The 11,240-nt window shown below is 61.8% G+C and carries 8 protein-coding genes and 1 pseudogene; 7 read left to right on the forward strand and 2 right to left on the reverse strand.

The features are described from left to right. The 7 genes and pseudogenes from WMK75_RS16805 to WMK75_RS16835 form a co-directional block, all read left to right on the forward strand. Positions 1-1,740, forward strand: a 1,740-nt coding sequence (locus WMK75_RS16805) for a conjugal transfer protein TraG (protein ID WP_347268753.1), incomplete at its 5' end; no start/stop codon positions are given. Positions 1,741-1,744: 4 nt separating this feature from the next. Then, complete coding sequence (locus tag WMK75_RS16810; protein WP_299364118.1) at positions 1,745-2,188, forward strand: CopG family transcriptional regulator; 444 nt, start codon at positions 1,745-1,747, stop codon at positions 2,186-2,188. 279 nt (positions 2,189-2,467) lie between these two features. Further along, a complete protein-coding gene (locus WMK75_RS16815; RefSeq protein ID WP_347268754.1) occupies positions 2,468-4,381 on the forward strand; it encodes an AAA family ATPase in 1,914 nt (637 codons plus the stop codon). Beyond that, a complete protein-coding gene (locus tag WMK75_RS16820; protein ID WP_133675693.1) occupies positions 4,378-6,294 on the forward strand; it encodes an ATP-dependent helicase in 1,917 nt (638 codons plus the stop codon). Before WMK75_RS16815 ends, WMK75_RS16820 begins: the two co-directional genes overlap by 4 nt. A gap of 243 nt (positions 6,295-6,537) precedes the next feature. Next, positions 6,538-7,002, forward strand: coding sequence for a transposase (locus tag WMK75_RS16825; protein WP_347268755.1), 465 nt, complete (start codon positions 6,538-6,540; stop codon positions 7,000-7,002). Next, the gene (gene tnpB / locus WMK75_RS16830; protein ID WP_347268756.1) at positions 6,999-7,352 is read left to right on the forward strand and encodes an IS66 family insertion sequence element accessory protein TnpB; all 354 of its coding nucleotides are present in this window, start codon (positions 6,999-7,001) and stop codon (positions 7,350-7,352) included. The genes WMK75_RS16825 and tnpB overlap by 4 nt, the downstream gene beginning before the upstream one ends. 64 nt (positions 7,353-7,416) lie before the next feature. Further along, positions 7,417-9,087 (forward strand): annotated as a pseudogene (locus tag WMK75_RS16835) (IS66 family transposase). A 243-nt stretch (positions 9,088-9,330) separates the two neighbouring features. Here WMK75_RS16835 and istB read toward each other — a convergent pair. Continuing rightward, positions 9,331-10,062 carry an IS21-like element helper ATPase IstB gene (gene istB, locus WMK75_RS16840; protein ID WP_347268757.1) on the reverse strand — a complete coding sequence of 244 codons (732 nt, stop codon included), beginning with the start codon at positions 10,060-10,062 and terminating at the stop codon, positions 9,331-9,333. Continuing rightward, on the reverse strand, positions 10,059-11,240 hold a 1,182-nt coding region (istA, locus tag WMK75_RS16845; RefSeq protein WP_347268758.1), incomplete at its 5' end, for an IS21 family transposase. The genes istB and istA, both read right to left, overlap by 4 nt.

The following is an 11,240-nucleotide window of genomic DNA, read 5'->3' on the forward strand; positions in this document are numbered from 1 at the left end:
GGCTTCATCGCCATTGCGGTCGCCATCGGCATGTCGGTCTGGCGGGCGCGCGAGGCGAAGGGCGTCGCCACCTATGGCTCGGCACGATGGGCGGAAAAGCCAGAGGTCAAGGCCGCGGGCCTGCTCGACCCCGATGGCGTGGTCCTCGGCCGATATGACCACGAGTATCTGCGGCATGATGGCCCCGAGCATGTGCTGTGTTTCGCGCCGACCCGTTCGGGCAAGGGCGTCGGCCTGGTGGTGCCGACGCTGCTGACCTGGCCGGGCTCGGCCATCGTCCACGACATCAAGGGCGAGAACTGGCAGCTCACCTCCGGTTTCCGGGCACGTCATGGCCGCGTGCTGCTGTTCGATCCGACGAACCCGAAATCATCCGCCTACAATCCGCTGCTCGAAGTGCGTCGCGGCGAGTGGGAGGTGAGGGACGTGCAGAACATCGCCGACATCCTCGTTGACCCGGAGGGTTCGCTGGACAAGCGAAACCACTGGGAAAAGACCTCCCATTCACTCCTTGTCGGCGCGATCCTGCATGTTCTCTATGCCGAACCCGACAAGACGCTGGCTGGCGTGGCCAGATTCCTGTCCGATCCCAAGCGTCCGGTGGACTCCACCCTGCGCGCCATGATGACAACCGCGCATCTGGGTGAGGCGGGGCCGCATCCGGTCGTGGCCAGTGCGGCGCGCGAGCTGCGCAACAAGTCCGAGAACGAGCGGTCGGGCGTGTTGTCGACGGCGATGTCGTTTCTAGGCCTCTATCGCGATCCTGTCGTGGCCGAGGTTACGCGCCGCTCCGACTGGCGGATCAGCGATATTGTGGCCGGTGATCAGCCAACCACGCTCTATCTCGTGGTGCCGCCATCCGACATCAACCGAACCAAGCCCCTGATGCGTTTGCTGCTGAACCAGGTCGGCCGTCGCCTGACCGAGGATCTGCAGGCGAATGCCGGGCGGCATCGGCTGCTCTTGATGCTCGACGAGTTTCCGGCGCTCGGGCGACTGGACTTTTTCGAGACGGCGCTGGCCTTCATGGCCGGCTATGGCCTCAAGAGCTTCCTGATCGCGCAGTCGCTGAACCAGATCGAGAAAGCCTATGGGCCGAACAACTCGATCCTCGACAACTGCCATGTCCGCGTGAGTTTCGCCACGAACGACGAGCGCACCGCCAAGCGTGTTTCCGACGCGCTGGGGACCGCCACCGAGATGAAGGCGATGAAGAACTACGCCGGGCACCGGCTGTCGCCCTGGCTGGGGCATCTCATGGTCTCACGCTCGGAAACCGCGCGGCAATTGCTGACGCCAGGCGAGATCATGCAGCTTCCACCCGATGAAGAGATCGTCATGGTGGCGGGCATCCCGCCGATCCGGGCGACAAAGGCGCGCTACTTTGAGGATGCTCGATTCCGGGAGCGGGTTCTTTCCCCGCCCGAATTGAAGCGCCCCGAGGGAACGCGCCCCGACGACTGGACCACGCTACCGATCCCCGCGCGACCCGGGCCTGCCGAGGATGACGAGGACCACATGGCAGATGATGAAGATCCGACCGAGTCGGAGCGCCGGTTGCAGCCCGAACTCAGCCGCGTGAAGCCGGTGGAGAAGAAAAAGCCCATCGAGAACGAGTTCGAGCCCGATCTGTCCGATGACGTGGACGAAGATATTGCCCGGAACCGACGCATGATCCGCCAGGTTCAGGGGATTGCCCGGCAGGTCGCCATGGACCCGAACGACGGCATGGAGCTGTAGCGCCATGACCAATCGCCGAAAGAAGAAAAAGACCACGATCTATCTGGACCCCGACATTGAGGCGGCGCTGGCGGACTTCGCCGCGCGCCGGGATCGCTCGCAATCCATGATCGCCGAAGCCGCCATCGCGTCGTTCCTGTCGCCGGACGATGCCGAGCGACGGGAAGCGGTTGTCGCCAAGCGCCTCGACCAGCTCGACCGCCGCATGACGCGGCTGGAGCGTGATGTCGGCATCGCCGTCGAGAGCCTGGCGGTGTTCATTCGGTTCTGGGTCACGACAACGCCGGCCTTGCCCGAGCCAGCAGCGAAGGCGGCCAAGGCCAAGTCGGCGGAGCGATACGAGGCGTTCATCACGGCCCTTGGTCGTCGTCTTGCGCAGGGGCCGAAGCTCCGGCAGGAAATCTCGGAGGATGTGGCCGGATCAGAACAGGGTGCGGGGACACACTGATTGGTATACCATTTCGAGCCCATCAGCGACATTCAGGCAGACTGCGGTATGGCGCAGCCCCTCACGGATGCGGAAGAAGACCCGGCCCAAAGTAGACATTCGAGCGCTGTCGATCCTGCCTGGCGACATGTCCGAAAGCGGACACCGCACTCTTGCCGAACGGAAATCCACCCAATCAGTAAGACACGGCGGCGGCCTTCGGCGGATACTTGCGGTTCAAGCTGTGCAAAACGCTGTTCGCTCGGTATCGTTGGCCAAGGGCGGGAGGGATGTTCAGCAGTGGAAATAAGTAGACTTAAGATATCAAACTTTCGCTCTATCAAAGAGGCAGACATTCAGTTTGGCGCGGTTACAGTCCTTATAGGAACCAACAACGCCGGAAAGTCGGCGATACTGGAAGCGATCCGCATCGCGCTTACCAGACGGTGGGGACAGCGCGGAACCGGATTCACTGAATATGATGTGCATCTGTGCGACGGTAGGCCAGATCCAAAAGTCGGCGATCCCGTCGTTATCGAGGTCGAGTTCCAGGAGGCTGTCACCAACGAGTGGCCCGAGGACCTCCACGGCGAACTCGAAGACATCATCCAACTCGATCCAGTGACCGGCCGCGCGTCAATAATCATGCGCGTCAGCTGCTCATGGGAAGCGGCCGAAGAGAGTTTCGTGCCACGATGGGAATTCCTGAACGTCGAAAGGAACCCACTCGCCGGGCGCGGCGCTCGCGCCGTCAATCTCCAGGAGTTCTTCCAGTTTCTGCCCGTCTTCTACCTTGAGGCGCTCCGCGACGTCACGGACGAGTTTTCCTCAAGGAGCCAGTTCTGGGGCAAGTTGCTCCGGACGGTGCAAATCCCTGAACCTCTCGAGCAGAAATCAAAGCGGATCTTCGACCTTCTGAATCGACGCTTGCTCGACGCTGATCCGCTTCTGGCCAATCTTGCCAACGGTCTTTCCCATATCAGCCGCGTCGCCGCCACCGACGTCCCAGGCCAGGCGGACTTGCGGCTGCTGCCCCTCAATACATGGGATATCCTCTCGAAGGCGGAGGTCATCTATCAGACGGAGGGCGGCAAACCGTGGCTACCGTTGGCGCGGCACGGTCAAGGCGTGCAGAGCCTTTCCGTCATGTTCCTCTTCAAAGCCTTCGTTGAGCTGATCCTGAGCGATCTGTACCGGCCCGAAAGCACAGCTGTCCTGGCTCTTGAGGAGCCGGAGACACATCTCCATCCTCAGGCGGCCCGCAGCCTTTGGCGTCATATCACTGAGCTCCCAGGCCAGAAGATCGTAACGACACATTCGCCGTACTTCCTACAGCACGTTCCGTTCCGCGATATCCGCGTCGTCCGTGTCGAGGCCAACGGCACAACTGTAAGCTCTCTCCCCCGTCAATTCCGCGCGCCCGTCCCGCATGTTCCCCAGATTGACGCCATCATCGCAGCCTCCGCCGGCCTCATCACTTATGACCGCGGTCTCAACGAACTCGTGCTGTCCGGCGCTCTGCCCCAAAACCAGTATCGCGATCTCCTCATCGCCTACGGCGGACGCCCTGACACACAGACCATCCACGCCGCGCTGCGTAAGGCATCCGATGCATCGCAGGAGTTCGTCTCGGACGCGGAACTGGAGCAACTGGAGACATTTGCTCGGCGGATCCGTGGCGAAATATTCTTCGCACGCCGCTGGCTTCTCGTGGAGGGCCCGTCCGATTACCATCTGGTTCATGGCATCGCCAAGGGCCTTGGCTACGACCTTGATGAACACGGCGTCGCCGTCATCGATTTCCAGAACAATGGCAGCCCCGAGATATTTGCGGTACTTGCAAGAGCGCTCGGTTATCCTTGGCTTGCCGTCGTCGATGGAGATGCCGCCGGGCTCGGCTACATCGCCAGGATCACCGCACGAAAGTTTTCCGCCGAGGAAATGGCTCGCCGCACCTTCTCGTTGCCGGCCGGTTATCTCGAACAGCAGCTCATAGCAGATGGACTGCAAAACGAACTGAAAGCAATTCTTGTCTCTTTTGGAAACGTAGGAGCAGCGGATTTTGACGATGCGACATTGATTGCGGCACTCGAGAACGACAAGAGCGGCTACGCAGCCGTCCTCGCAAAACAGTGCGCCGAGAACCCGGCGCTGGCGCAGCGCATGCCTGCATCATTCCGCAATGCAATCTTGGCATTGAGAGGCCTAACATGACCGATACCGCCCTCAACGTGGCATTGTCAGAACTGACCGAAGCACAAAGTATCGCTGTCGCTTGGCGCGATGGCCCGATGTTCGTTCTCGCCGGCCCCGGCTCCGGCAAGACCCGCGTCCTGACGACGCGGGTGGCCAAGCTGCTTGCCGATACGCCCGATCGTTCGTTCCGCGTGCTGGCTCTGACCTTCACCAACAAGGCGGCTGACGAAATGTCCGCGCGCGTCACTGCATTGGTACCTGAACAGGAACGGCGCGCTCTGATCGGGACCTTTCACTCCTTCTGCATGCAGATGCTGCAGCAGCACGGCTCCCACATTGGCATCAACCCTGATTTTGCAATCTACTCGCTCGACGTCGATCGCCAGGAAATTTTGCGCGACGCGATCAAACAGGCGGGCCTGAGCCAAAACGACGTTCGGCTTCTGTCTACCATTGACAAGCTTAAGTCGCAGCTTATTCAACCGACAGGCTCGGCCCGATACTTTCGTGATCCGTCCGATGGCGCACGGGTGGAGCAGGTATACACCGCATACGAGGCGGCGCTCACCCAAGCCAATGCCCTAGATTTTGGTTCGCTCATCGCCCAGGCCTATCGCCTTGTCACAGACTTCCCCGGCATCGCCGGACGCTATCGCAAGACCTATGCCTACTGGATGTTCGACGAGTTTCAGGACACTACCGATGGGCAGTACCGACTAATCCGCGCGCTCGCCGGCAAGGATTTCAGGAATGTCTTCGCCGTCGCCGACGATGACCAGATCATTTACCAGTGGAACGGCGCGAGCTATCAACAGATCCAGCGGTTCCGAGCCGACTTTTCCCCGCAGGAACTGCAGCTTCCCACAAACTACCGTTGTCCGCCCGCAATTGTTGCCGCCGCGAACCATCTTGTGGTCCATAATCTGCAACGCACGGCCGCCAAGCAGCCGCTGGAGGCGGGCAAGACCTCGCTGAAATATCCCGATGAACAGCACATCCGCGTCCTACGCTATTCCACCGATGAGGTGGAAGCCGCGTCGATTGCGGAAGGCATCGCCAAAATCGACCGCGCTCGATGGGGTGAAGTCGCGGTACTGGCCCGTACGCGCTACATGCTAGAAAAGCTTCAATCCGCGCTGACGCAGAAGCAGGTCAGTGCGGTCATTTCTCAGCGCCGCGATGATTTCCGATCACCTCAGTTCCTGTGGCTCACTGCCGTACTTCGCCAAGCGCTGCGCCCGCTTGATCGGCGTGCGCTGGAAACCCTGACCGGCGCTTTCAATCGTTGGTTTGGCACTGACGCCCGTGTCGATCTCATCATCACCGCCACCGAATTGACGGAACGCTCCCTGCTCGATGAATGGGCGGTAGCGGTCAAAGCCGGACTGGGTGATGATGTCAATGGCAACGCTCTCGTCGATGTAGCTGCAACCTTCGCAAAGGAGCCCGCGCGGTTCAGGCAGTTTGTTGACGCAGTCCTCGCCATGATCCCGGCGCAGGACGATGAAGCCAGTGACATTGCAGAAGACCGGGCGGCTTGGTCCGATCTTGTGAGAAGTATCGGCAAAACCATCGGCCGCGATGCGCCACTTGAACAGTTTCTCCAGGAACTGGCCATCCGCTCAAAGGAAGCCCCAGTCGGCAGCAATACCGTGACCCTTATGACGATCCACGGCGCCAAGGGGAAGGAGTTCGATCATGTTTATGTGGTCGGACTGGCGGAGGACATCTTGCCGAGCTTTCAAAGCCTGAAGGCGGGCGAGAACAGCGCTGAAATGGAAGAGGAGCGGCGCAACTGCTTCGTGGCTATCACGCGTGCGCGAGAGTGGCTCTGCCTCTCCTATGCAGACAACTATCGGGGATGGAACAAGCAACCGTCACGTTTTCTACGCGAGATGGGTTTCGTGTTGCCCGATCAACCAGCGCAATGAAGCTCTGATCAGTCCAGCACCAAGTGGTTGGCCTGCTGGACACTGATGACGAACCCACGAATGTCCGCTCCCGTCATTGCACCACGCCTCCGGCGCAGAAGCAGCGAAAGCCCGCCTTTTCGCCCCTGCTGGTCGAGCTTGCTGCAGTGCAGCGTATGCGGCGGTTCGGGCCCATTGATTATGCTTGTTCCTGACGCGTGACGCGCCTGCGAGAAGGTCTGCGCGAGCGGATGGAGGTCTTGTATGGCGGCTGGTGGTGAAGGGTTTATGGGGCGGTGCGAGGTTGTCGAGCCGCGGCGGCGTGGCAAGCGGCATTGGCCTGATGAGGTCAAGGCGCGGATCGTCGCTGAAAGCCTTCAGCCGGGCGTGCGGGTTGTCGATGTGGCGGCACGCCATGACATCCTGCCCCATCATCTGTCGGATTGGCGTCGCCATGCCCGGCAGGGCCGACTGGCTCTGCCCGGTGACCTGATGGACGCGCTGACCACATCCCCAAGCCCGGCGGTGGCGGAACCTGCCTTTGTGCCGCTGTCCATTTTGCCCGATCCTGTGGATCAGCCCGTGCTTTCTTCGAGCGCCGTTGCCGCGCAGGGTGGCCCCGGGGTGATGACGATCGAGGTCGGGTCCGATCTGCTGCTGCGCATTCCCGGCGATGTCGCGGTGGACCGCGCGGCGGCGCTGGTGCGGGCGCTGCGAGGGGCATCGTGATTGTCGCCGGCCAACGGCTTCCGATCCTGATCGCGACGAAGCCGGTAGACTTTCGCTGTGGGCATCAGGCGCTGGCGCTGATCGTGCAGACGGAACTGAAGCTCGATCCGCATTCCGGGGTGACAGTGGTGTTCCGCTCGAAGCGCGGGGACAGATTGAAGATCCTGGTCTGGGATGGGACCGGGATGGTGCTGATCTACAAAGTCCTGGAACAGGGCAGCTTTGCCTGGCCGAAGGTGCAGGACGGGGTGATGCGTCTGTCCCGGGCGCAGGCGGAAGCCCTGTTCGAAGGGCTCGATTGGCGGCGGGTGGTGGCGCAGCGGATGGTGCGGCCCGCTGCGGCAGGATGACTCGGCGGGTCTGTTTTGCCTTTGTTTTATTGGGCTTTCTGTCCCGGATCGGGTAGGAAGGCGCATGTCGCACGCCCTCGATCTCAGCCAGTTTCCTGACCTGCCGCCCGAGGTGGTGAAGGCCTTTGCCGCCCAGAAGGCGGCGCTGGAAGCTGCGCAGTTCGAGGCGAGGGTCGAGCGTGCGGCACGCCAGCACGAACAGGCGGTGGTGGCCGAGAAGGAGGCCTTCATCACCGAGTTGAAGGCACTGATCGAGAAGCTGGAAGGTCAGGTTCAGGATTACCGGCGCACAAAGTTCGGGCCGAAATCCGAGAAGCTGGACCCGGCGCAACTGGAACTGGCGCTCGAGGATATGGAAACCGCCATCGCCGAGACGCAGGCACAGATCGCCGCCGTCGAGGACAGGATCGAGGCCAGCGAACCGGACCCCGGGAAGCGCAAACCGCGCCCACCCCGCAAGGCCCGGGCGCTGCCCGAAAGCCTGCCGCGCGTCGAGCGGGTGGTCGAGCCGGAGAGCATCGTTTGCCCCTGCGGCTGCGGCGACATGGTCCGGATCGGTGAAGACCGTACGGAACGGCTGGATTACATCCCCGCGCGCTATCAGGTCATAGTCACCGTGCGCCCCCGATACGCCTGCCCCAAGGGGCGCACCGGCGTGGTGCAGGCCAAGGCGCCCGCGCACCTTCTTGAGGGCAGTTAGCCCACCGAGGCGCTGCTGGCCCAGATTGCCGTGTCCAAGCATTCCGAGCACATGCCGCTGAACCGGCAGGCCGTGGTGATGGCGCGGCATGGGGTGCCGATCGACCGCTCGGTGCTGGCCGACTGGATGGGCCGCACGGGCGCGCTGATCGCCCCGGTCGTCGATCACATGGCAAAGCAGCTGCTAACTGGAAGCACCCGGCTCTATGTCGATGAAACCACTGCCCCGGTGCTAGACCCGGGGCGTGGCAAGACGAAAACCGGATATCTCTGGGCAGTGCTGCGCGATGATCGCGGCTGGAACGGTCCTGCGCCACCCGGCGTGGTGTTCCACTACCGGCCCGGGCGAAAGGGCGAATACGCCGCTGAAATCCTCACCGGCTTCAACGGCACGATCCAGGTCGATGCCTATGGCGGCTACTCCCATCTGGCGACGCCGGAACGCCCGGGTGGCGATCCGCTGCGGCTTGCCTTCTGCTGGGCCCATGGCCGCAGGAAGCTGATCAAGGCCGCGCCCAAGAAGGGATCGCCCATCGTCGAAGCGGCGCTGCTGCGCATCGCGGCGCTCTACAAGGTCGAGGACGCCATCCGTGGCTCGGACCCGGATAGTCGCCGGGCTGTCCGGCAAGAGCTGTCGCGCCCGCTGGTCGATGCGTTCTTCACCTGGCTGGCGGCCCAGGCCGCGCGTGTGTCGCGCAAATCTGACCTCGGTGAGGCCATGGCCTACATGCTGAAACGTCAGGACGGCTTCCGGCTGTTCCTCGAGGATGGTCGCGTCGACATCGACTCCAACCTCGTCGAAAACGCCATCCGCAGCCCTGCCATGAACCGCCGCAATGCGCTCTTCGCTGGCCATGACGAAGGTGGTCGTAACTGGGCTCGCTTCGCCAGCCTGATTGGCACCTGCAAAATGAACGGTGTCGAACCCTATGCGTTTTTGCGCGATCTGTTCACGAAGCTCGCCAATGGCCATCTCGCCCAAGACATCGAGGCCCTGATGCCGTGGGCCTACGCTCAGCAGGGTCGGGATACATAGGGACCTCGTCTCGTAGTCCCTGACGAGCTACCGCCCACACTACGCTCCGCACCCTCGCGGCACCGCACAAGCGCCAAATCAATGGGGCCTAGCCGTCGCATACAGTGCAGCCGATTTGTCAATGAGCGTTCAAAACTGACCCGGTTTCAGCGTTTGATTTTGACCCACCGTTCAGACAGCAAAGCCCCCAGGCGGGCCGCCCTCATATAGCGAGTCCGTCTGGGGGCTTTGTCTGCGTCGCGGTTATTTTTCTGTGCGGCGTTTGCTCTGCGCGAAGCGGTATGACCTGTTGCCGGTCTCGATTATGGCGCAGTGGTGCGTGACGCGATCCAAAAGCGCGGTTGTCATCTTGGCATCGCCGAAGACAGCGACCCATTCCCCGAACTCCAGGTTGGTGGTGATGATGACGCTGGTTTTCTCGTAGAGCTTGCTGATCAGGTGGAACAGCAGTGCGCCACCGGATTTCGGGAAGGGGATGTAGCCCAACTCGTCGATGATGACGCAATCCAGAGCCGACAGTTGCCGGATGATCTTCCCGGCGTTGCCGTCGGCCTGTTCCTTGATCAGGGCATTGATCAGATCGACCGCGTTGAAGAAGCGGGCCTTCTTGCCGTTGTTGATCAATGTGGTTCCAAGCGCGATGGCGATGTGGGTTTTGCCTGTTCCGGTTCCGCCCACCAGGATGAGGTTATGTGCCTCTTCGGTGAACTGGCCCGAGCAGAAGGGCTCGATCTGGGTTTTGGTGACGGCTGCTGCGCCGTAATCGAAGGTGGCGAAGTCTTTGTGATGCGGGAACTTCGCGATGCGCATTTGATACTGGATGGAGCGCACCCGGCGCTCTACAGTCTCCGCGTCGATCAGTTGTTTTATCGCAGTGGTCAGACTTGGCGGCTTGCGCGCGGACAGCAAATCATGTGCGCAAGCTGCCATTCCATGCAGCCTCAGGGCGGTCAGTTGGTCGATGAGGGCGTTCATGCGGCGGCCTCCTCGGCGGAGCACAGTGCCTCATAGCGCTTGCAATCGGCTTCCGGGCGCAGGGTCAGCTGCGGATAGGTGTAGGGTTCGCCCAAGGGGGTGATGACCGGCTCGACCAGCTGGTTGATCAGATTGACGATGGCCGGCAGGCGCAGGGTGTTTTGCTCCACCGCCAGATCACACGCAATCTCGACGACCTCGATCCCGTGGTCCTGGGCCAGCAGAAGCAGATCGACGAACTCCCGGTCCCCGCCTTTGCCGGCCATGTAATGCTCCCTGATCCGATGCATGGCCTCAGGCAACTGCCAGTCCACAAAAGGGGCACCGTCGCGCAGGGCGCCGGGCTTGCGATCCAGTAGCGGCACGTAATGCCAGGGTTCAAAGTAGCTGACGTTGCGGGTGAAGCGGCGCTTGTGCTCGGCAATGACATCCTGGCCCGACACCAGCACGATCCGGCCCGCATAGGCGCGCAGGGAGACATGCTGGCCTGCAAACCGGGAAGGCACGCTGTAGCGATTGCTGGCGTATTGAACCAGGCAGGTGGAGCGGACACGCACCGTCTTCTCCACGTAGCCGTCAAAAGCCCGCCCCAGGGGGCGCAGCTCGGCGCGCTCATCTTCAAAAACCTCTGCAATCGTGCGGGCCGAGTATTCAGGATGGGCGCGATTTGCCAACTCCTCGCAGCGCAGGCGCAACCAGTCGTTCAGTCCATCCAGATCATCGAAGGCTGGCATGGGAACAAACAAGCGGCCTCGTAAAAACTGGACCTGGTTCTCAACCTGACCCTTCTCCCAACCCGACGCGGGGGTGCAGGCAACCGGTTCCATGACATAGTGGTTCATCAATGCCAGGAACCGCGGATGGAACACCCGGTCCTTCGAGCGGGAGACATAGGTCACCATCGTTTTGGGATTGTCGATAATCACCCGTCGCGGAACCCCGCCGTAGAAGGACAGCGCCCGCACAAAGGCATCCAGCACCATCTCCTGAGCTTCGCCGGGATAGGCGACGACAAAGGATCTGCGGCTGTGACACAGGCGGAAATGGGCAACCTTCACCTTCTGCTCGACACCGCCCAGGACAACGCGCTCTTCGCTCCAGGGTAGCGTCCGAGGTCGTGGTGTAATTTCACCGGCACTGCCGGTGTAATCCGAGGTGGCCATCGAGGTGTATGGTCG

The organism is Paracoccus sp. (in: a-proteobacteria), from assembly GCF_039808215.1.
Classification (GTDB): Bacteria; Pseudomonadota; Alphaproteobacteria; order Rhodobacterales; family Rhodobacteraceae; genus Paracoccus.

Excerpts from the sequence above, each read along its gene's own strand:
- WMK75_RS16820 (WP_133675693.1), top strand. The coding sequence starts at position 4,378 with ATGACCGATACCGCCCTCAACGTGGCATTGTCAGAACTGACCGAAGCA.
- WMK75_RS16810 (WP_299364118.1), top strand. The coding sequence starts at position 1,745 with ATGACCAATCGCCGAAAGAAGAAAAAGACCACGATCTATCTGGACCCC.
- istB (WP_347268757.1), bottom strand. The coding sequence starts at position 10,062 with ATGAACGCCCTCATCGACCAACTGACCGCCCTGAGGCTGCATGGAATG.
- WMK75_RS16825 (WP_347268755.1), top strand. The coding sequence starts at position 6,538 with ATGGCGGCTGGTGGTGAAGGGTTTATGGGGCGGTGCGAGGTTGTCGAG.